Annotated in this window: 20 protein-coding genes; 7 read left to right on the forward strand and 13 right to left on the reverse strand. The window is 38.6% G+C overall.

All coding sequences use genetic code 11. The annotated features are described in order from the left end of the window. Positions 1 to 200 precede the first annotated feature (200 nt). Complete coding sequence (locus MLOOGBEN_RS07660) at positions 201 to 2390, reverse strand: DNA topoisomerase III (RefSeq protein WP_179157671.1); 2190 nt, start codon at positions 2388 to 2390, stop codon at positions 201 to 203. 210 nt (positions 2391 to 2600) lie between these two features. On the opposite strand from MLOOGBEN_RS07660, the gene MLOOGBEN_RS07665 reads away from it, so the two are divergent. The 4 genes from MLOOGBEN_RS07665 to MLOOGBEN_RS07680 all read left to right on the forward strand — a co-directional run bounded on the left by MLOOGBEN_RS07665 (position 2601) and on the right by MLOOGBEN_RS07680 (position 7289). Beyond that, positions 2601 to 3872 (forward strand): MDR family MFS transporter, encoded by a 1272-nt coding sequence (locus MLOOGBEN_RS07665; RefSeq protein WP_179157672.1) that lies wholly within the window; start codon positions 2601 to 2603, stop codon positions 3870 to 3872. A gap of 1032 nt (positions 3873 to 4904) precedes the next feature. After that, positions 4905 to 6137, forward strand: a complete 1233-nt coding sequence (locus MLOOGBEN_RS07670; protein ID WP_179157673.1) for an aminopeptidase — start codon at positions 4905 to 4907, stop codon at positions 6135 to 6137. A 79-nt stretch (positions 6138 to 6216) separates the two neighbouring features. Then, positions 6217 to 6588, forward strand: coding sequence for a large conductance mechanosensitive channel protein MscL (gene mscL / locus MLOOGBEN_RS07675; RefSeq protein WP_179157674.1), 372 nt, complete (start codon positions 6217 to 6219; stop codon positions 6586 to 6588). Between the two features lie 65 nt (positions 6589 to 6653). After that, the gene (locus tag MLOOGBEN_RS07680) at positions 6654 to 7289 is read left to right on the forward strand and encodes a Bax inhibitor-1/YccA family protein (protein WP_179157675.1); all 636 of its coding nucleotides are present in this window, start codon (positions 6654 to 6656) and stop codon (positions 7287 to 7289) included. 31 nt (positions 7290 to 7320) lie between these two features. On the opposite strand, the gene MLOOGBEN_RS07685 is transcribed toward MLOOGBEN_RS07680, so the two are convergent. The 8 genes from MLOOGBEN_RS07685 to safA form a co-directional block, all read right to left on the reverse strand. Beyond that, positions 7321 to 7827, reverse strand: a complete 507-nt coding sequence (locus tag MLOOGBEN_RS07685) for an RNA polymerase sigma factor (protein ID WP_256988962.1) — start codon at positions 7825 to 7827, stop codon at positions 7321 to 7323. 99 nt (positions 7828 to 7926) lie between these two features. Next, on the reverse strand, positions 7927 to 9255 hold the full coding sequence (locus MLOOGBEN_RS07690) for an oligosaccharide flippase family protein (protein ID WP_179157677.1): 1329 nt from the start codon (positions 9253 to 9255) through the stop codon (positions 7927 to 7929). A gap of 352 nt (positions 9256 to 9607) precedes the next feature. Continuing rightward, on the reverse strand, positions 9608 to 10240 hold the full coding sequence (locus MLOOGBEN_RS07695; RefSeq protein ID WP_179157678.1) for a response regulator: 633 nt from the start codon (positions 10238 to 10240) through the stop codon (positions 9608 to 9610). Continuing rightward, positions 10233 to 11285 (reverse strand): sensor histidine kinase, encoded by a 1053-nt coding sequence (locus tag MLOOGBEN_RS07700; protein WP_179157679.1) that lies wholly within the window; start codon positions 11283 to 11285, stop codon positions 10233 to 10235. The genes MLOOGBEN_RS07695 and MLOOGBEN_RS07700 overlap by 8 nt, the downstream gene beginning before the upstream one ends. Then, positions 11282 to 12016 carry a cell wall-active antibiotics response protein LiaF gene (liaF, locus tag MLOOGBEN_RS07705; protein ID WP_179157680.1) on the reverse strand — a complete coding sequence of 245 codons (735 nt, stop codon included), beginning with the start codon at positions 12014 to 12016 and terminating at the stop codon, positions 11282 to 11284. The genes MLOOGBEN_RS07700 and liaF overlap by 4 nt, the downstream gene beginning before the upstream one ends. A 90-nt stretch (positions 12017 to 12106) precedes the next feature. Then, on the reverse strand, positions 12107 to 12751 hold the full coding sequence (locus tag MLOOGBEN_RS07710) for a PspA/IM30 family protein (RefSeq protein ID WP_179157681.1): 645 nt from the start codon (positions 12749 to 12751) through the stop codon (positions 12107 to 12109). Positions 12752 to 12769: 18 nt separating this feature from the next. Beyond that, complete coding sequence (locus tag MLOOGBEN_RS07715; protein WP_179157682.1) at positions 12770 to 13117, reverse strand: lmo0954 family membrane protein; 348 nt, start codon at positions 13115 to 13117, stop codon at positions 12770 to 12772. 142 nt (positions 13118 to 13259) lie between these two features. Beyond that, positions 13260 to 13874, reverse strand: a complete 615-nt coding sequence (gene safA, locus MLOOGBEN_RS07720; protein ID WP_179157683.1) for a SafA/ExsA family spore coat assembly protein — start codon at positions 13872 to 13874, stop codon at positions 13260 to 13262. Positions 13875 to 13968: 94 nt separating this feature from the next. On the opposite strand from safA, the gene MLOOGBEN_RS07725 reads away from it, so the two are divergent. Further along, positions 13969 to 14346 carry a DUF1360 domain-containing protein gene (locus tag MLOOGBEN_RS07725; protein ID WP_095249085.1) on the forward strand — a complete coding sequence of 126 codons (378 nt, stop codon included), beginning with the start codon at positions 13969 to 13971 and terminating at the stop codon, positions 14344 to 14346. A 176-nt stretch (positions 14347 to 14522) separates the two neighbouring features. Continuing rightward, positions 14523 to 14663, forward strand: coding sequence for a hypothetical protein (locus MLOOGBEN_RS07730; RefSeq protein ID WP_179157684.1), 141 nt, complete (start codon positions 14523 to 14525; stop codon positions 14661 to 14663). Between the two features lie 52 nt (positions 14664 to 14715). Here MLOOGBEN_RS07730 and MLOOGBEN_RS07735 read toward each other — a convergent pair whose 3' ends face one another. After that, entirely contained in the window at positions 14716 to 15855 is a 1140-nt protein-coding gene (locus MLOOGBEN_RS07735) for a trans-sulfuration enzyme family protein (protein ID WP_179157685.1), read from the reverse strand. 177 nt (positions 15856 to 16032) lie between these two features. On the opposite strand from MLOOGBEN_RS07735, the gene MLOOGBEN_RS07740 reads away from it, so the two are divergent. After that, positions 16033 to 17565 (forward strand): FAD-dependent oxidoreductase, encoded by a 1533-nt coding sequence (locus MLOOGBEN_RS07740; RefSeq protein ID WP_179157686.1) that lies wholly within the window; start codon positions 16033 to 16035, stop codon positions 17563 to 17565. Between the two features lie 41 nt (positions 17566 to 17606). Here the strand turns inward: MLOOGBEN_RS07740 and MLOOGBEN_RS29125 are convergent, their stop codons facing one another. The 3 genes from MLOOGBEN_RS29125 to MLOOGBEN_RS07750 form a co-directional block, all read right to left on the reverse strand. Next, a complete protein-coding gene (locus MLOOGBEN_RS29125; protein ID WP_353057489.1) occupies positions 17607 to 17741 on the reverse strand; it encodes a hypothetical protein in 135 nt (44 codons plus the stop codon). 55 nt (positions 17742 to 17796) lie between these two features. Continuing rightward, the gene (locus MLOOGBEN_RS07745) at positions 17797 to 19266 is read right to left on the reverse strand and encodes an amidase family protein (RefSeq protein ID WP_179157687.1); all 1470 of its coding nucleotides are present in this window, start codon (positions 19264 to 19266) and stop codon (positions 17797 to 17799) included. 86 nt (positions 19267 to 19352) lie between these two features. Continuing rightward, positions 19353 to 20489, reverse strand: coding sequence for a DEAD/DEAH box helicase (locus MLOOGBEN_RS07750; protein WP_179157688.1), 1137 nt, complete (start codon positions 20487 to 20489; stop codon positions 19353 to 19355). Between the last annotated feature and the right edge of the window lie 10 nt (positions 20490 to 20499).

Here is a 20499-nt window from a genome sequence, read left to right on the forward strand (position 1 = left end):
AATATTTTGTTTTTGGATGCCTCATAGGTTATCAGTCCATTCAAATATTTTTATTCTAATAATTATTGTATGTGATAAAAAGCTTGATTGTCAACAGAATTGTCAGAATTTTAGCACGATAATACTTTAGCACAATAATACAAAAAAGTTGAAGTGCCTATCTAAACTTCTAGATGGACACTTCAACTTTTTTTAATAATTTAATCAAATTTTATCCCTTTTAATAAGTCTGCAAAGGCATTATTAATCGGTTCAGCTTCTTTTTCTTGCTGTTTTAAATACTTTTGTACGGTACGTTTATCCACTTTTCCACCAGTTTCTTTCTTGCGTCGTGCTTCAAAAGCAGATAGTTTCTCGCGATACCCACATGTACATGCGAAGATTTGACCTTGACCTTCACCACGAAGTTCCATTTTCTTTTTACATTGAGGGCAGCGTGCGTTGGTAACGCGAGCGACATTCTTTTTATGACCGCAGTCACGATCTTGGCAGACAAGCATTTTGCCTTTCTTGCCGTTTACCTCTAGCATTGGTTTTCCACAGTCAGGGCATGATTTTGTGGAAATGTTGTCGTGCTTGTATTTTTTGTCGCTTGCTTTAATTTCAGCAACAATTTTTTTTGTATGTTCTTTCATTTCATTTATGAACACATCTTTTTTAAGTTTCCCTTTAGCAATCAGCTCAAGTTTTTGTTCCCACTCAGCTGTTGTCGCTGGCGATTTTAATTCTCCTGGTACTAAATCTAGTAACTGCCGGCCTTTAGACGTGATATAGATTTCTTTTCCACCACGTTTTTCAATTAGAAATGAATTGAATAATTTATCAATAATATCAGCGCGAGTGGCAACTGTACCAAGTCCGCCAGTTGATTTTAACGTATCTACAAGCTTCTTATCATTTGTTTCCATGTACTTCGTTGGATTTTCCATGGCTGACAGTATAGTAGCCTCTGTAAAGCGTGCAGGAGGCTTTGTTTGGCCAGATGTTTGAGCGATTAACTTTGTTATTAATACATCACCCTTTTCAAGACGAGGTAATAATTGCTCTTTAACATCATCCGTTGATTCTTCATCATCAAATCGATTTTCATACACTTCTTTCCAACCTGCATTCATTACCGTTTTTCCTTTAGCAATGAATATTTCTTCACCTATTTTTGCTTGGACTGTTAACTGCTCGTATTCAAAAGCTGGGAATAATACAGCTAAGAAACGTTTTACGACAAGGTCATATATTTTACGTTCTTTATCTGTAAACGCTGAGAATTTCACATAACCTTCCGTTGGAATGATGGCATGGTGATCACTTACTTTCCTATCATCTACAAAGGCGTTTGTTGCTTTAATTGGCTTTGCTAATACTTTATTTGCAAGAGAACGATATTCACCTGAACCACACGCCTTTAAACGCTCGGGAAGCGTACTAACAATGTCTGAAGATAAATAACGTGAATCTGTACGAGGATATGTTAACACTTTATGTTGCTCGTACAGTTTTTGCATGATATTTAGTGTTTCTTTAGCTGAATAACCAAAGATTTTATTAGCATCACGTTGTAACTCTGTTAAATCATATAGAGCAGGTGAGAATGTTTTCTTTGCTTTGCGGTCAATGGAAACAATATTTGCATCTTTACGTCCAAGTGATTTAACGATTGCATCGATTTTTTCTTTATTAAAGCTGCGACTATTTCCAAACGCATCTTGCCACGTTAATTTAAGTCCATCTGTTTGAGCCTCAATCCCATAATACGTTTGAGGCTTGAAGCTCTTTATTTCATCTTCACGTGTTGCAACCATGGCAACGGTTGGTGTCTGTACACGCCCACAGTTTAATTGAGCATTAAATTTAGTTGTTAATGCACGAGTTGCATTTAAACCGATGTACCAGTCTGCCTCCGAACGTGCTACTGCTGAAGCGTATAAGTTTTCATAAGCTTTTCCAGGCTTTAAGTTATTGAATCCATCTTTAATCGCTTTATCTGTTACAGAGGAAATCCACAGACGTTTGATTGGCTTATGAATATTTGCTTTATCAATAATCCAACGTGCAACTAATTCTCCTTCTCTCCCTGCATCAGTAGCTACAATTATTTCGTTCACATCACTACGGCTTAATTGTGTTTTTACAGCATTAAACTGCTTTCCAGTTTGTTTCATGACAACTAATTTCATGCGCTCTGGAAGCATAGGTAGATCTTCTAGATTCCATGTTTTATATTTATGATCATATACCTCAGGATCTGCTAAAGTTACTAAATGTCCCAGCGCCCAAGTAACGATATAATTGTTTCCTTCTAAAAAACCATTGCCTTTCTTCGTACACTTCAATACATTTGCAATATCACGTGCAACGGAAGGTTTCTCAGCAATTACTATACTTTTTGCCATTATCCGAACTCCTTTACTGACTATGTACCGTCTAATATACCATAGTTTCAGTGTGGGAATGTATAGATACACTTACATATTAGACATTGCTTATTCCTTTTTGAAGGCCAAACTAAATCTGTAAGCTGGGCTTGTTTTTTTCTTGTATTTTCTTCCATTGAGATAGTATGATGTATTAGCTATCATACATATTGGTTCTGGAGGTACATCATGAGGATTAGAGATTGGGATCCGAATTTAAAAGTTCGCTTATTTAGCGAAGCAATGATGAACATTACGTTTTGGATGTTCTTTCCGTTTTTGACGATCTATTTCGCTGAGGCGTTTGGCAAAAATAAAGCAGGATTTTTATTGGTATTTTCACAACTTTTCTCAGTATTGGCCAACCTAATGGGTGGTTATTGTGCCGATCGTTTTGGAAGAAAACGCATGATGGTTCTCTCTGCCTTTGGACAAGGACTTTCTTTTATAGCTTTTGCGGCAGCAAGTTCTCCTTGGCTTGAATCTCCCTGGGTAGGATTTATTTCCTTTGCGATTGCTGGTGTATTTGGTTCGTTTTATTGGCCTGCCAGTCAAGCAATGGTCGCGGATGTGGTTGAAGAAAAAGATAGAAGCAATGTATTTGCCATTTTCTACACGTCAATTAATATCGCCGTTGTAATTGGTCCTATTTTAGGGGCAATTTTTTATGTGAATTATCGTTTTGAAACTTTACTCTTTGCTGGTATTGTTTGTATGTTACTTGGCTTAATATTAGCAAAATTCACGAGAGAAACTGCACCGCTGCAAAAAACCAACCCGCTGGAAGCGGAAGGTAAATGGTACTATTTCTTACAGAACCAATTGAAGGATTATACATTAATCATAAAAGATAAAACCTTTCTACTTTTTATTATTGCAGGTGTCCTAGCTGGTCAAACATTTATGCAATTGGATTTATTATTTCCTGTTTATATGAAAGATGTAATCGATCTCCAAACTCTGTTTTCAATCGGAGACTGGTCATTCACTGTTAGAGGAGAGCAAGCCTTTGGAATTGTGCTTGCAGAAAATGGTTTCCTCGTTGCATTACTAACGGTTGTGATTACTAAATGGATGGGTAAATATAAAGAACGGAATGTATTTGTTCTTTCATCTGTCATTTATGCCATTTCCATTGTACTTTTTAGTCAGACTCATTGGATTTGGGGATTTATCATCGCGATGGCTGTCTTTACCTTTGCTGAGTTGATGGGAGCAGGAATTCAACAAAGCTTTGTATCCAAGCTTGCACCTGAGCATATGAGGGGACAATATTTTGCTGCTGCCAGCTTGCGATTTACTATCAGCCGCACAATTGCTCCGTTATCTATCCCAATGACCGTTTGGATAGGATATGAATGGACATTTTACGTCCTATGTTTCCTGGCACTTGTAAGTGCAGGATTGTATTGGCTAATGTTTTATTCATTTGAGAAGACAACAGCATTGGATCCTAATTAGGATCTCAGATTGTCGAGAAAGGGTATTTTTCTCGACAATTTTATATTTTATCAGAGTCTAACCTACGATTTTAAAAAAATTCGTGCCTGCTCAATGGCCTGTTGATTTCCACTCCAGGTGCTTCGCTTTCCGCGGGCGTGCCGGGAAGCCTCCTCGGCGCTGAAGCGCCTGCGGGGTCTCCCCCTGCCCCGTACTCCCGCAGGAGTCTTCGCACCTTCCGTTCCAATCAACAGGGTAGCATTAAGTTAGAATTGCCACACACTTTCTTTAGCCTCGTTAAAAACAAATTCTGCTTCATTTTGTATCTCTTTTTTCGGCTTAAACATTTAATCCACCGTCCAATTAATATTAATTATATTATACCTAATTAACGCGGTGAATTGCAAAAGTAGTTGATAAAGTCTTCTTTTCTGAAAGATTGTGCCATTATCAATATTGATAGCAAGGAGTGGATTGGAGCGAAAGGTGCTTGACTCCTGCGGGATGTAGAGGGTAGGTCGAGACCCCACAGACGCACAGCGTCGAGGAGGCTCGACTTCCTCCCCGCGGAAAGCAAGCACCTGTAGCGGAAAGGAACGGTCCGTTTGTATACAAAAAACAATATTCTATTAGAGAAGAGCCAAAATAAAAGACTGTCGAGAGTTTCTCGACAGCCTGTGGATCCTAATTAGGATCCTTTTTTTCGTTCAAAAATTCGTCAATAAATTGTACTAAAATGTTCACATTTACCCTATTTACTTGTATAATTAAGTTGTAATCGTTTTCTATTATAAGGATGGTGGAATTGATGGAATTATCCCAATTTATGTCTCCCACTTCATGGTCAGGTATTATTACATTTCTAGTATTATTTTCCGCAGGTGTTTATTTTAATATAAAAGTATACGGCAGTAAATTAGAGTAGAGATTCACGTCCCTACTTATTTTTTTGCCTAATTTTGTGCTCCACTGCCTTTCTGCTGTTATCAGTTTCCTTTTAACATAAAAAAGGCTAAAATATATAAGGAAGATTCTGAAAAGGGGGACTAAAAAATGAGTGATTTTCAAAAGAACCTTGAGAAATATGCTGAGCTTGCTGTTAAGGTTGGGGTTAATATACAGGAGGGTCAAACATTAGTAGTAAATACGACCTTAGATGCTGCAGAATTTGTTCGTCAGGTTGTTAAAAAAGCCTATGAAGCAGGCGCCCATAATGTTGTAGTTAACTGGAACGATGATGTGGTCTCCAGAACAAAATACGAATTAGCACCAGATGATGCATTTACTACATACCCTATTTTCCGTGCAAAGGAAATGGAAGATTTAGTTGAACAAGGGGCTGCTTTTATGGCCATTGTTTCTTCCAGCCCTGATTTATTGAAAGGAGTTAATCCAGAGCGCATCTCTAACTTCCAAAAAGCCGCTGGAACTGCTTTGGCTAAATACCGTCAAGCAGCACAATCTGATAAAGTCAGCTGGACCGTTATTGCTGCTCCATCTCCTGCATGGGCTGCTAAAGTTTTTCCAGATGCACCGAGCGATCAACAAGTTTCATTACTTTGGGATGCTATCTTTAAAGCTGTTCGTGTCAATACTGATAATCCAGTGGAAGCTTGGAAAAAGCATGATGCAACTCTGCATGAAAAGGTTAACTATTTAAACGAAAGACACTATCAAAAGCTTCACTATACTGCACCAGGAACAGACTTAACCATCGAACTCCCGCATAACCATCTTTGGGTTGGGGCTGGCAGTGTAAATGAAAAAGGTTTTGAGTTCATGGCAAATATGCCAACGGAAGAAGTCTTCACTGTTCCTCATCGTGAGGGTGTAAATGGTACCGTTGCAAGCACAAAGCCATTAAGCTACGGCGGAAATATTATCGACCGGTTCTCTGTTACGTTTGAAAACGGAAGAATTGTCGGTTATAAGGCTGAAGAAGGTGAGGAGTTCCTAAAGCGTTTAGTTGAAACAGATGAAGGCTCTCATTATCTTGGTGAGGTAGCACTCGTTCCTTTCAATTCACCAATTTCACAATCTAATGTCCTATTTTATAATACTTTGTTTGATGAAAATGCATCAAACCACTTAGCCATCGGAAGCGCTTATGCGTTCTGTATTGAAGGCGGTAAGAAAATGTCTTCTGAAGAACTGAAAGAAAATGGACTCAATGATAGTATTACTCACGTTGATTTCATGATTGGCTCGAATGAAATGGACATTGATGGCATTAAAGCGGATGGAACAACTGAACCAGTATTTAGAAAAGGCAATTGGGCATTTTAAATGGTATAATAAATGGAGCAGTTTCTAAAAAGGAAGCTGCTCTTTATTGATTATGCGGATAAAATTTGGAGGTATTATTATGTTAAATGAATTTAAGAAGTTCGCCATGAGAGGCAATGTGATTGACCTCGCAGTCGGTGTCATTATCGGCGGAGCATTTGGAAAAATTGTTTCATCACTTGTGGCTGATATTATTATGCCAATAGTGGCAATGCTAATAGGAAAGGTAAGTGTTTCCGACCTAGCTTTTGGCTCAATCAAATACGGCATATTTATTCAGTCAATTATAGATTTCTTAATTATTGCTTTTTCAATATTCTTGTTTATAAAATTCCTTTCTCGTTTTAAAAAGAAAGAAGAAGTTAAAGTGGTGGTTCAAATTGATAAGAAAGAAGAGCTGCTTGCTGAAATACGTGATTTATTAAGAGCAGAAAAAGATTTTTCTAAATAAAATGAAACATCTTGACTCTTTCTTCGTATATTCTAGTTATAAATATACTTTGAGGTGAAGAAAAATTGTATACACAAACTTCTACTGAATTTTTACCTTCTGTAATAAGGACATTTGCTCTTTCTCTGGCCATCGCCTTTGTTGGGACCATGGCAGGTACCTTTGTACCACCGGCATTATTTTTACCTTTGGCTATCCTTGAATTTGTTTTATTGATGATTGCCTTTTTCTTTAGACGTAAAAAAGCTATTTCTTATACGTTCTTATATATCTTTACATTTATTTCAGGGATTACCTTATATCCTATTGTTTCGTATTATGCCATGACTGCTGGGGCAAATGTAGTACTGATGGCTTTTGGAAGTACCACAGTCGTGTTTACTGGAGTAGCCATTTATGCAACAGTATCAAAACGAAATTTCTCCTTTTTAGGCGGATTCCTGTTAGCAGCCTTACTTGCTTTAGTTGCTGTTTCTATTTTTAATATTTTCATGCCGCTTAGCTCAACTGGTATGCTCGCTTTCTCTTTCATTGGCGTATTGGTTTTTAGTGGGTATGTATTGTATGATTTCAACCGTATGAAGCATTATGGGGTAAGTGCTGAAGAAGTTCCATTGATGGCATTAAACCTATACTTAGATTTTATCAATCTGTTCGTGAGTATCTTACGTATCTTTGGAATTCTTTCAAGTAAAGATTAAACAGCAAAAGCCGGGAGCTCCCCGGCTTTTTTTATGCAAAGGATTGGAGCTTTGGTCTTAAGTGCTCCTTTCCCCTCTTCATTCTTGTTTTTACCGTAGAAATTGGAATGTTTTTTCTCTTTGATATTTCAATTAAGGTAAGGTCTTTAAAATAATAGAGAAATAGTGCAGATTGGTATATTTCTGGTAATGTCTTTACACTTTCAACCATTTTTTCAGTTGAATATTTATGTAGGACCTCTTCTTCGGGAAGAGGCGGTGCCTCAACTGTTGTCGAGTAAGAATACACCTCTTCCTTCCAAAACTGTTTTGTTTTCTTTTCCTTCCGCCAATAATCCCGGCACTTATTTCTTGCTATCGTAAACAACCAGCCTTTTAGTCTGGCAGGTTCCTTAATAGTATGAAAAGCCAAATAGGCAGATACCAAAACCTCCTGATAGAGGTCCTCTGCAAGTTCTTTTTGTCTAACTAAAGAAAATATATAGTTAAAAATAGCTTTCCCATGTTCAATAATTATTTCTTCAAATAAATCTGTCATACTATCCCTCATTTTTTCGTACCTTCTTTCCATTTAACACTTCTCATACTAATAGACGGAATAGTAATGTCTAACCCCTACACAGGATCATAAATTTTTCTAATTATTTTTCTGAATGAAACCTTTCATAAAAATAGAAACACCAATTTTTTTGCAAATGCTTAAGTAATGCATCAAAGCTAGTAAAATGGATCCGGTATTCATTGCGATAATCACGCCTTCCATCCGCCATTCGGGACGTGAAGCTAAGACAATAATGATAGCAAAGGAAACAATGGTAGACCAAATAGCATGTATAAAGGTTTCCTTTATAAGTCCTAAACCAATTAAGATTGCCTGCATTGGCATTACAAAGAAATGGAATAGAAAAAACGGCCAAAGCAATTGTAAATAAATAGCTGCAGTAGAGGATTCAAAGAATATCGACGTGAGCGGGCGGGCAAATATATAGAAAATCACCACCGCTGGTACGCCGTAAAGGAATGTGAGTGTCATTACCTGCGAAAGCATTTTTTGCAGTGTAGGGTAATCTCTCATCGAATACGTTTTTGAGACAGCTGGAATTAGAACCGTCATTAAGGAATGAGCAATAAAAGCAGGGAAAAATCCAATTGAAACGGCAACCCCCATTAGCATCCCAAAATGCTCGGTAGCAATGGTTTCAGAAAGTCCAGATTGGACCAATGCAGCCTTAATTAAAAAGGGCTGTATCGCACCTGTCAGTGCGGAGAATAGTCGCAATCCTGTCGTTGGCACAGAGACAGCCATTAAGTTTTTCCGGACAGCCTTACGATTTAAATTGGAAAAGGGCATTCGCCTAAGTTGCTGAAACTGAATGATTAACGTATAGCATAAATAAAGAAAAACAGCGATTTCACTGCCTATAAAGGAAGCAATGGCAATGAGTACAGCGGCTTCTGAGTCAAATTGGAAGAAACGAAAAAGAACAAATAACAACACTAGTTGTATTGATTTTCGTATGAAATTAGCAATGGCGATTTTCCCCATCTGGTGCCTGCCCATAAAATAACCCCGCGCTACAGAGGTAAAGGAAATGACGGGAACCAAAAGAATGATGAGCCATCTCGTATAAGGGTGATATCCATTGAATACCGAAATAAATGGTATCAGCAATATGGCCAATACTAACAGGATACTTGTAAAAATAATGGTGATCGTAATAGCATGATAAAGGATATTTCGATGGAACTTTTCCTCTTTTTCTGCAACAAACTTTGATATGGATACCGGCAGTTCGAAGCTTGATAACAGAACTAGTAAATAAATAGAGGGAAGTATAGACATATATAAACCTAATCCATGCTTGCCCAATTCTTTTGCAAGAATTAAATTGACTAAGAACTCAACACCTTCCCCTAAAAAAGCAGAAAGGGCTAAAAACAAGATTCCTTTGTAAAAGATACCCATTTCGAACTCCCCTTTAAAACAATCTCACTTTTAATAAGCTATGAGACAAGTTCAAAGATTAGTAGGGATTTTTTCAAGGTTGTGTATTCAGGTAAAATGGAATGTTGATTTCCGCTCCACTAAGGAAAGCTTCTTTGAATAATCACCGCAGTGACAGACCGTCTCTGCCTGTCACGAGGCGCTTCGCTTTCCGCAGGCGTTGCGGGAAGCCTCCTCGGCGCTAAAGCCGCCTGCGGGGTCTCCCCTGCTCCGTACTCCTGCATGAGTCTCGCGCCTTCCGCTCCAATCAACATTCAATAAGCTATTCGTAACACAGCCCATCAAAAAAGGACTTCTTCAGTCCTTTTCATGATTATTTTATTAATGAGTGTTTGAACGCGTAGATTACTGCTTGTGTGCGGTCTTGGACGGCTAGTTTACTTAGTATGTTACTGACGTGGGTTTTCACTGTTTTTAAGGCGATGAAAAGTTCATCTGCTATGTCTTGATTTGTTTTTCCCTGTGCCATTAACATGAGTATTTCCATTTCTCGGCTGGTAAGTTCTTCGTGTGGTAAGTGTTGATGTTTCTGGCGCATTTTCACCATCATTTTTCCCGTTACTTCTGGTTCAAGAACGGACTGGCCATGATATGTAGCGCGGACAGCATTAGCGATTTCATCTGCTTTTGATGTTTTAAGCATATAGCTGGTTGCACCTGCTTCTAATGCGGGATAAACTTTCTCATCGTCTAAAAAGCTAGTGACGATAATTACTTTTGCTTCTGGCCATTTTTCAATAATTTTCCTTGTTGCTTCAATTCCGTCCATTTCCTTCATCACTAAATCCATTAAAATAATATCAGGTCTAAGCTCTAGTGCCAGTTCCACACCCTTTTTACCATCAGCTGCCTCACCAACCACTTCTATGTCCGGCTGTGCTGATAAATAAGCGGAAACTCCAATTCTCACCATCTCATGATCATCGACAAATACTACCCTAATCATTTACACCATCTCCATTTTTCATAACAGGTACCTTTACTTCCAGCCGTGTACCTTTACTCTTTACACTAATCACCTTTAAAGTGCCCCCGACTTCAAGCGCCCGCTCGTGCATATTCTGCATACCATAGGAGCCAGCCTTCATGTTATCGACTTCAAAGCCAATCCCGTCATCCACAATTCTTAATATGACAAGGTCATCCCGCTCTATTAATAAAACTTCAAGTTTGTTTGCTTTTGAGTGCCGAAGCGTGTTGGATACAGACTCTTGAAGGATACGGAAAAGATGATCTTCAATTCCCTTATCAAGTGGAAATGCCTCTACCTTCCACTTAATTTCCATTGTTACTTTCTGCGATAATTCGATTAATAACTCTTCGATTCCTTCCTGCAGCGTTTTATTTTTTAACGCAACAGGACGCAAATGAAGAAGCAGGGCGCGCATTTCCAGTTGTGATTGATGAATCATCTCTTCAACCATTTTCAACTGTTTTGCTTCCCTATCCTCCTCAGTGGTACTTTGTTTTGTTGTATTAATAGCAGACATCATCATAGATGCAGCAAATAGCTGCTGACTGACTGAATCATGTAACTCACGTGCGAGACGGTTTCGTTCCTGTTCAATAATTTCTTGTATTCTTGCTTCCTGATCTTCTACTTTTTCTGTAGCCAAACGTTGTGATAGCTTGGCTTGTTCAGAAATTTGCCTGCCTATCTTATCAATTTGTTCTGCAATACCTTGCATTTCCGTTATGGCTTGCTTTTCAACGAATCCACTCTGTTTCCCCTGCTCCAATTGGTGTAAGGAGTGTTCAACAGACTGAAACTGTCTTCTCCAGAACATACCTGAAATTATGCCCAATAAAATTCCAATGGCAATACTAAATGCCGGAATAAAAATAACAAATGGGATATCCATGAAATGTCTATTCCACAATTCTGACCAATCTGCAATTGGAAAAACAATGATAAAGGCAGCAGCCACAACAAGAGCAATGATGACGGAAAAGCCGATATTCCAAATAACCTGCCTTTGGATAGTGCTCATATCCGGCTCACCTCTAAATTCCCCACCAACAAGGATGTAAAGATTTTCACCTTTTGCTCTGCCTGATCATAACCCGCTGTCTTTAGATGGAAAGCTTGATTAAAAACCTGTGACTGATGGTTATCCAAAACCGTTGTAGAACCGATAACACATGAGTGATGAACACTTACTTCAATTTCATAAGGCACTTGAATTTGTATATTTCCAATGATATTCCGAATAAAGATGATGGTTTCACCTTTTGGTAAAACCGTATAACTTAGATCGATGATAGTATCTCCAATTCCAGATTGGATGTTAATGTCATTCCATTCATAAACACCACTAGGCGTTTTTTGCTGTCCAAAAAATATATTTTCAAAGAGCGGCTTGGTCTTAATCAACGTCTCTTCCTGCCCGGCCTGCTCTGATTCTTTTATATCTAGTGAAATCTTATTTGGATTCTTTTTAGAGTTAGAATATTGAATAATAAAATGTAAGAGAATAGCCAGCAATAAAAACTTGAAGGTCATCATACTAAACACACTAATTAAAAGGAAAATAATTCCAGCAAGGAAAAATACTTTCCCACTCTTCTTCCCTGATTTTCTTCTACTTAGATATATAAGTCCACCAGAAAATAAAAGGGAGAATATAAGACCACTGTTGAAAAATAGAATTTCGAGAAGCAGAACGACAACCCCAATTACAACCAGCCATCCTGAATAATCATTCTTTGCATTTTTTAACATCTGGCCACCCCTCCCTTAATTTTTTTCTGTTTGAATTTAGGCCAAAAGGTGCAGCTGTCTGCACCTTTCTAGAATATCATGTTTTGGTTATTAAATGGACTTGCTTTCTTCTAATTTCATTTCTTTTTCTAATTGAGCAACCCTTGCGTCAATGGTATCGCGATAATAAGAACTTTTCACTTGATGTTCTAAACGATCTAAGTAATGATCAATTTCTTGAAAACGAGTGTTTTCATTATTCATTGTAGTATTTGAGTCTAATACTTGATTCATTCGATGATTGGCACGGGTTACATTCTCACGGCCCATTAATTCCAAGCGCCGGATTTGCATATCTTTAAGCTTATGCTTCATTTCCTCATATTTTCTTTCAAGTTCCCCTAGCTGACCCTTTACTTGCTCAAGTGAAGAAGCTAGCCGCTCAACACGGCTTGAGTACTGCTGATGTTCAGCAGTAGCAAACTCATAAAGCTCTGTTTCTCCAGCCTTAGAAGCCACCTCAGCCTGATACTTTCTTTTTTCTGCCAGTTCCACAGCCTGAGCATGTTCTCTAGTGAATTCATCTCGCAGCGCATACTGGCGTTCCAAAAGCTTTCTTACCTTTTCTGTCTCTTGCTCGCATTGACGAAGATATTGGTTAAGCAGGGCAATTGGATTTTTCTTTTCCTTCTGGTCAACAGCAGCATGTAAATCCGCCATAATCGTATCTTTAATTCTAGTTAATAGGTTTGTCATTTTATATCTCTCCTTAGATTAGTTTTTACTTAATTCATTCCATTGTTTCTCAAAATTTACAAACGGATCAGAATCCTCTTTTACAACGGTCTTTTTACTGCTATTCCAGTTTTTATAAACCAGATAAAGTACATAAGCAGCAAGAACACCAATGATAGCAGGAGCGTTATGAATAGAGGCCATTAAGACAAATACTCCGATAATCCCGAGAACAATCTTGCCTCCAGTCGATTCAGCCTTTAAGAACTGTTTAAAAATGAAGTAGAGAACCGCAAGACCAACTAGTAATCCTATCATCGGACCTATGGATGAAAGTAAAATGATGGCTGCAACACCACCAGCAAGTATTAAACCAAACTTTTTCATTTTGTTTTTTCCTCCTTTCTTTATCTTGATATCATCTTACCTCTTATCCAAATTTCTCATAACGAACCTGCGCTTTATTTTCATATCAGTCTTAAGACGTAGAAAGGGTCAGTCCCTATGCAGGAACTGACCCTTTTTTTGTTTATTTTGAGATAAACATTTGTGTCCAATAATGTCTTTGTGATCCGCCTTTTGCGTACCCAACACCTATATACGTATAATTTCCGCTAAGGATATTTGCTCTATGGCCAGGGCTGTTCATCCAAGCCTGAACCACTTCTTGGGCGGTAGTTTGTCCAGCTGCAATATTTTCTGCTGCTGCCCGGTAAGAAATGCCAAAGTTCTTCATCATGGTAAAAGGGCTGCCATATGTCGGACTTGTATGGCTGAAATAGTTTTTATCCCTCATGTCCATGGATTTATATCGTGCAACCCTAGAGAGTTCCCAGTCTTGTGTCAAAGCTCTTAATCCATGCTTTGCCCGTTCTTGATTCGTTAATTGGACAACTTGGCTTTCAATGCTTTTTGTTGCATCATAACTAGGAATGGTCACCTTATCTCCTGGATAAATAAGATTTGGATTCCTAAATTGCGGGTTTGCTGAGATGATTTCAGAAATCCCAACTTGATACCGAACCGCGATTTTCCATAGTGTATCGCCAGGTTGCACAGTATATATCTGCTGGGCAAATGAAATGCTTGGAATACATATTAGTGATAGTAAAAACATTAAACTAAACCAAAATGATTTTTTCATTATTTCGCCTCCTCGATATATATTTTTGATTTCAGGTTCAAAATATACAGAGTGTCAAAATAAAATTTTTTATGTAAAGTTCGGAGGAGAAAATGTGAGAGACATTTCATGGATTACCTATGTCATGTTAATTTTGGCAAGTTATCGTTTAACGCATTTAATCGTTTTTGATAAAATCACTGAATTTATTCGTAAGCCATTTATGAAAAAAGTTAAGGTCGAAACCAATCATGGAATTGAAACAAAGGAAGTACCGAAAGGCATGTTTGGGTATTTATTGAAGTGTTATTGGTGTGCTGGGGTTTGGAGCGCCATACTTCTTGGAGGCGGATATTTACTTTTCCCCCGGGTTACGTTTGTCTTTATTTTGATTTTCTCGATTGCAGGCGGTCAATCCATCCTTGAAACGTTTGTAGGAGTAAATATTAAAAAAGTAGATTATTATGCTGATTTGGATAAGAAAAATAAATAAAGAAAAAATGTTCCCCCTTTGGCATAAACATTAGAAAAGCGTAAGGCGCCTGCTTATCTGCGACAAGCGTAAGACGAGCAGGCATGAAGGTTGCTTTTTAACCTTCTTGACTGATTGTCTGTAGACCTTAGAGCCGATGGCGCCTGGAGCTAGACAATGAAAAAAGGGGGATTTGAATGGCTGGATGGTGGATTGCTGCCATTGGGTTTATCAGTTGTCTTGGTATTGTAGGTGGAACTATGGTTTATTTTTTAAGAGGAAGTCTTAACTCCGAAGACTCCACCCGAATTGATCCCGTAAAAAAGGATGCTGACTAATAAAATAGCTAAAACGAAAAGAACCTTGGAAACCCAGGGTTCTTTTGTATGATTATAGTGATTTCTCAATTGCCTGTTCAAATTGTGCAATAATATCATCTTCATGTTCGATTCCTACTGAAATTCGAACAACTTCTTTGGTAATCCCCAATGCTTCACAGGCTTCTTGTGGGAGTGACCTGTGAGAAGTGGTTAATGGATGGGAAACCGTCGTTTCGACTCCGGCAAGTGTTGGCGCAATTTTGATCCAGGCCAATGAGCGAAAGAATTGATTGATATCGACCGTTTTTGAAAGCTCAATGGTTACCATCGCACCAAAACCATCTTTATCTTGGTCAAAGGGATAATAGACTTTTTCAACAAAACGATTATGTGACAATGCTTCTGCTAATTTCTTTGCGTTACCGGACTGAGCTTTCATTCTCAATGCTAGTGTTTTTAAACCACGGCACGTCAGCCATGCTTCAAACGGACTTACATTTGTACCAAGGTTTGCAATTTTCGTGCGTGCACTGGCAACTAAATCTTTTCTGCCAGTAAGAACCCCAATGGTTACGTCGCTATGCCCTCCAATATACTTGGTCGCGCTATGTACCACCAAATCAATTCCCATTTGGTATGGCTGACAATGGTAGGGAGTCGCAAATGTATTATCAACTAGTGTATTTAGCTGGTGCTTTTGGGCTAACTCTACAACTCCTTTGATATCCTCCACCCTTAATAAAGGATTTGTAATGGATTCAGTGTAAAGCAGTTTCGTATTTTCTTTAATTTCCTTTTCTACTTCAGCTAAATCTTGAAAGGAAACAAAGCTTGTTTCAATCCCAAAATGATTTAATTCTTCTTTCAGCATATGGTAACTGCCGCCATATAAATCATCTGCTGCAATAATATGGTCCCCGTTTTTCACTACGGCTAATACACCCGCTAAAATTGCTGACAATCCTGATGACGCTGCAACACCTGCAGGCGCACCCTCAAGTCTTGCAACACCTTCTCCTAGTTCATCTGTATTCGGATTGCCTACACGTGAATAAAGATACTGACCATTCCCATGATAAAATCCTTCTAATTCATCAAGATCTTTAAAGGCAAATGCAGAGGTCTGATAAATCGGTGTAACTTTACTTGCTATTTTACTATTACTTTTCTTCCTGCCATGTAAAATCTCTGTCTCAAATTTCTTCCCCATATCAGCACCCTCTTCTTAATTTACAAAATAGTTATTATATTGAAAATATCAATACCTGTAACTTTCGTCAATCTAAATATATTTCCAGATAATATTTTTTTTATAAATGGAACCATTACATGATTTCGCTCTATTTGGAAAAAGTAATCCTATGAATATCTTATTGGAGGTCAACAAATGAGTTCAACTGAAAATACCCACCAATTTCCGCGTACATACTGGCGTGAAATAGAACTACCAACTTTTGAAAAGTTAAATGAGGATAAAACCGTAGATGTTGCCATTGTCGGGGCCGGAATTACGGGTATAACAGCTGCATATTTACTTGCAAAAGAGGGTGTAAAGGTAGCGGTTATTGAGGCAGGAGGAGTCTTAAACGGGACAACAGGTCATACCACAGCTAAACTCACTGCTCAGCATGAGTTGATTTACGATGAATTAATCGGTCATTTTGGTGAGGAAAAGGCAAAGCAATATTTCGAATCAGCCTCCAATGCTATTAAATTCGTTGAAACGGCTGTAAAAGAAAAAGGAATAGATTGTGACTTCAGTCAACAAGACGCCTATGTCTACGCTGCCTCTGACCAATATGCCCAGAAGTTGGAAACAGAGTGGTCTGCTTACCAAAAACTTGGAATCGATGGGGACTTAGTCGGTAACATTCCGTTTGATATTCAAATAAAATCAGCTTTGCTAATGCGAAATCAAGCTCAATATCACCCGTTAAAGTTTTTAAAAGGGCTCCTAAATGAAGCTGTAAATGCAGGCTGTTCTTTTTATGAAAATACGGTAGCTGATACACTAGAGGATGAAGATACGTCACAGCCAAAGGTAGTTACCAAGGATGGACATAGAGTTACCTGCAGTCACGTCATCATTGCTTCTCACTTCCCTTTTTACGATAAACCGGGCCTCTATTTTGCAAGGATGTACGCTGATAGGTCCTATGCCATTGGGATTAAAACAGACATGAAGTACCCAGGGGGCATGTATATCAGTGCTGATAGTCCGACCAGGTCGATTCGCTATACACCGATCGAAGGTGGGAATCTCCTTATCCTTGGCGGTGAAAACCATAAAACTGGACAGGGTATGGATACGCTCAGACATTATCTCGCACTTGAGTCATTTGCTAAGGAAGTCTTTGATTTATCTGAGTATCATTACCGCTGGTCGGCTCAGGATTTAGTTACATTGGATAATGTCCCTTATATCGGTCCAATTACACAAAATAAGGAGCATATTTTAGTGGCAACTGGCTATAAAAAATGGGGGATGACAACAGGAATACTTGCTGCCCATGTACTTACCGATTATATTATGAATCGTGAAAATCCATATAAGGAATTGTATTCTCCATCACGTTTCGATGCAGACCCAGATATAAAATCAATAGTAACCACAAATGCGGACGTAGCTAAGCATTTAATAAAAGGCAAGCTTGAGTTTGTGCCAAAGGATCCTGGGGATTTGAAAAATGGAGAAGGATCGGTCGTCATGCATAATGGACAACGTGCAGGGGCTTATAAGGATGAAAATGGTAAGCTATATATTGTAGATACAACATGTACACATATAGGCTGTGAATGTGAATGGAATCATGCAGAAAAATCATGGGATTGCCCATGTCATGGTTCAAGGTTTTCGTATGCAGGCGACGTAATTGAAGGACCAGCTAAGAAGCCGCTTAAGTATGTCGGGGATAAATAATACGAATTAAACACGCCTCCTAAAGCAGGAGGCGTGTTCCTTTATTTACCGTGCGGACGATTCTGTTTTAACTCTTCACCTGTTGAAAACTCAACAAGTTCAGCGCTGTTTTTCATTCCCTTTTTACGATTGTTATTTCTCTGAGCATTGGCATTACCGAGTTTCGTTCTTCCCACACTATCATCTCCTTTTAGAGAAATTCATAAATAGTATGAGTGAAAATATATGAAGTTATTCTACCCTAAAAACTGGTGCTTTACGGAACTTTGTCAGCTGTTCAAACGCATAGGCAGCTTCAATCAGCTGTGGTTCACTATAAGCGGTTCCCGCAAAGGTTATTCCAACAGGTTCACCTTCTGAGGTATACCCAGCAGGAACAGCAATTGTTGGATAACCAGCTTTTGCACTAATATGTGAACCTTCTTCGCTAGGGAAAAGAATCGCATCCAGTTGATACTTCTCTAACGCATAATCAATACCCCGCTTGGTTGAATGATAATCATCAAATTCCAATGCTTTTACATATTCTGCTTCCGTTAATGAACCACTAGTTGCATCTGAATTAATTAATACCGCCTGTCCATACTTAAGCATTTGTTCTTCATTTTCATTATTAAACTGAATTAAATCTTTTAACGTTCTAATGGATATAGATGGGTGAAGACTGTTTAAATAAGCATTTAAGTCCGGTTTAAATTCATAAGTTAAAACATCATAAGACCATTTTTCCCGAGCAGACGGAATTTCTAAAGGTTCAATAATTTCTGCTCCTGCTGCCTCTAAAATTGCCACAGCTTCATGATAAATTTTTTGCTTTTCTTCACTAACCTGTTCGATGAATCCTTCTGAAGCAATTCCAATTCTTTTCCCCTTGAGTCCGTCCTTACGTAAATGCTCTGTAAAGTCCTTCTCCACAAGTGGATTTGTTCTTGTTATTGCATCGTCCTCGTCTCTCCCTGTTATAGCATTCAATAGAAGTGCCGCATCCCGAACACTTCTAGCCATAGGCCCTGCTGTATCCTGTGTATGCGCAATTGGAATGATTCCTTTCCTGCTGATCAACCCTACTGTCGGTTTGATTCCGACTAATGAGTTTTGACAGGCTGGATTTAAAATCGAACCAGAGGTTTCCGTGCCAATCGATGCTGCCGCTAAATTTGCCGCAATGGCTGCACCTGAACCAGAACTAGAACCGCCAACATCAAATTTATCCGGTCCATATGGATTCAGCACCTGACCGCCTCTTGAGCTATAGCCGCTTTTCATCCCAATTGCCATAAAGTTTGCCCACTCAGTCATATTTGTTTTCCCAAGAATGACAACTCCTGCTTTCCGTAACTGTTCTGCCACATAAGAATCCTGTAAGGCAATCGATTCCTTTAAAGCTAAAGAACCTGCACTCGTATGCATTTTATCAGCTGTATCAATATTATCTTTTAGTAAAATCGGAATCCCGTGCAACGCACTGCGTGGTCCCGTTTCCTTTCTTTCAGCATCAAGAGCTGCAGCGATATGCAGCGCATCTGGGTTCACCTCAATGATTGAATGAATCCTTTTATCATAAACAGAAATTCTATGTAGATACATCATCACAAGTTCTTTAGATGTAAGCTCTCCGTTAGTCATCTTTTCCTGCATTTGCGTAATTGTGGCTTCTTCAATCCACTCATTCAAGTATTTCTTTAACTTATAATTTTCCATGATAACCCCCCTGTTGATAAAATTCTACAAAATCTAAGAAAATCCTGCAAAAGCAAAAGACAGCAGGTAATCCCCACTGTCTTCAATCAACGCCTTGCCTTTTGTTCCGGTTCAGCAATTTGCCCTTTATAAAATATTCTCTTATTAGGCGTGACATTAAGTTCCTGGCAATATCGTTTTAATTCTCTCTCTTCTCGCTCCGTCACTAATGAAATGACGGTACCATCCGCACCCATTCTTCCTGTTCTGCCTGCTCTATGGACATATTGGGCAATGTCCCTCGGAAAGTCTACATGGACCACATGAGTGACACCCTGTATATCCAATCCACGTGCTGCTACGTCTGTAGCGATTAGCATTTTCGTTTTACCATCACGGAAAGCTTTAAGCTCTGCCTGTCGTTCTAATTTCTTCATGTCACTATGTAGAATTCCGGATGACAATTCTTTAAAATTGAATTTTTCTTTGTACACTTGAATTTCGCCAATATCATTAATAAATGCAAGGGCTTTGATGTTTTCTAAACGGACGATTTTTTCAAGAAGCTTAATCTTATCTCTTGGTTCAGCTAGAAAATAGATATGCTCAACATCTCCAGAAGAAGCCAGCTCATCCTTTTCTATCCGCAGGATTTCAGGTTCATTCGTAATTTCCTTTGCTAATTTCTCCGTTCCAGCCTTCATCGTTGCTGAGAATAAAACAACTTGCCGATCACCCATCGTTGATTTAACAATATTTTGGACCGTATTAATATGCTCTGGAATCAGCAGTTGATCGCCTTCATCCAAAACGACTAGCTTCACCTCGTGCATTTTCACCTTTTTCTGTTTGATTAATTCAAATAATCGCCCAGGCGTAGCAAAAATAACATGGGGACGCTTTTTCAATTTTTCAAGTTGGCGTTTTACGTTTGCCCCGCCTATAATGGAGGTGCCTCTTACTCCACTGCCTTCAGACCATTTTTGAAATTCTGAATAAACTTGCATGACCAATTCCTGTGAAGATGCAAGAACAACAGCTTGCAGTGATTGTGAATTAGATTCAATTTTATTTAATAACGGCAGTAAATAAGCAAGTGTTTTGCCTGTGCCTGTAGGTGATTCTGCGATTAAATCTTTTCCATCAAGAATTAGAGGAATGGCCGCTTCTTGAATAGAAGTTGCATTTTGAAAACCTGACTTTTCCCATGCTTCCTGTAAAAAAGGGTTTAAGGTATTTAACATTTCGGACTCC

Source organism: Bacillus sp. EB106-08-02-XG196 (assembly GCF_013396335.1).
In the GTDB taxonomy this organism is placed as follows: Bacteria; Bacillota; Bacilli; order Bacillales; family Cytobacillaceae; genus Neobacillus.

Bases quoted from the DNA above. Each gene is read 5' to 3' on its own strand.
- MLOOGBEN_RS07660 (WP_179157671.1), bottom strand. From the start codon at position 2,390: ATGGCAAAAAGTATAGTAATTGCTGAGAAACCTTCCGTTGCACGTGAT.
- MLOOGBEN_RS07665 (WP_179157672.1), top strand. From the start codon at position 2,601: ATGAGGATTAGAGATTGGGATCCGAATTTAAAAGTTCGCTTATTTAGC.
- MLOOGBEN_RS07670 (WP_179157673.1), top strand. From the start codon at position 4,905: ATGAGTGATTTTCAAAAGAACCTTGAGAAATATGCTGAGCTTGCTGTT.
- mscL (WP_179157674.1), top strand. From the start codon at position 6,217: ATGTTAAATGAATTTAAGAAGTTCGCCATGAGAGGCAATGTGATTGAC.
- MLOOGBEN_RS07685 (WP_256988962.1), bottom strand. From the start codon at position 7,827: ATGACAGATTTATTTGAAGAAATAATTATTGAACATGGGAAAGCTATT.
- MLOOGBEN_RS07690 (WP_179157677.1), bottom strand. From the start codon at position 9,255: ATGGGTATCTTTTACAAAGGAATCTTGTTTTTAGCCCTTTCTGCTTTT.
- MLOOGBEN_RS07695 (WP_179157678.1), bottom strand. From the start codon at position 10,240: ATGATTAGGGTAGTATTTGTCGATGATCATGAGATGGTGAGAATTGGA.
- MLOOGBEN_RS07700 (WP_179157679.1), bottom strand. From the start codon at position 11,285: ATGAGCACTATCCAAAGGCAGGTTATTTGGAATATCGGCTTTTCCGTC.
- liaF (WP_179157680.1), bottom strand. From the start codon at position 12,016: ATGTTAAAAAATGCAAAGAATGATTATTCAGGATGGCTGGTTGTAATT.
- MLOOGBEN_RS07710 (WP_179157681.1), bottom strand. From the start codon at position 12,751: ATGACAAACCTATTAACTAGAATTAAAGATACGATTATGGCGGATTTA.
- MLOOGBEN_RS07715 (WP_179157682.1), bottom strand. From the start codon at position 13,117: ATGAAAAAGTTTGGTTTAATACTTGCTGGTGGTGTTGCAGCCATCATT.
- safA (WP_179157683.1), bottom strand. From the start codon at position 13,874: ATGAAAAAATCATTTTGGTTTAGTTTAATGTTTTTACTATCACTAATA.
- MLOOGBEN_RS07730 (WP_179157684.1), top strand. From the start codon at position 14,523: ATGGCTGGATGGTGGATTGCTGCCATTGGGTTTATCAGTTGTCTTGGT.
- MLOOGBEN_RS07735 (WP_179157685.1), bottom strand. From the start codon at position 15,855: ATGGGGAAGAAATTTGAGACAGAGATTTTACATGGCAGGAAGAAAAGT.
- MLOOGBEN_RS07740 (WP_179157686.1), top strand. From the start codon at position 16,033: ATGAGTTCAACTGAAAATACCCACCAATTTCCGCGTACATACTGGCGT.
- MLOOGBEN_RS07745 (WP_179157687.1), bottom strand. From the start codon at position 19,266: ATGGAAAATTATAAGTTAAAGAAATACTTGAATGAGTGGATTGAAGAA.
- MLOOGBEN_RS07750 (WP_179157688.1), bottom strand. From the start codon at position 20,489: ATGTTAAATACCTTAAACCCTTTTTTACAGGAAGCATGGGAAAAGTCA.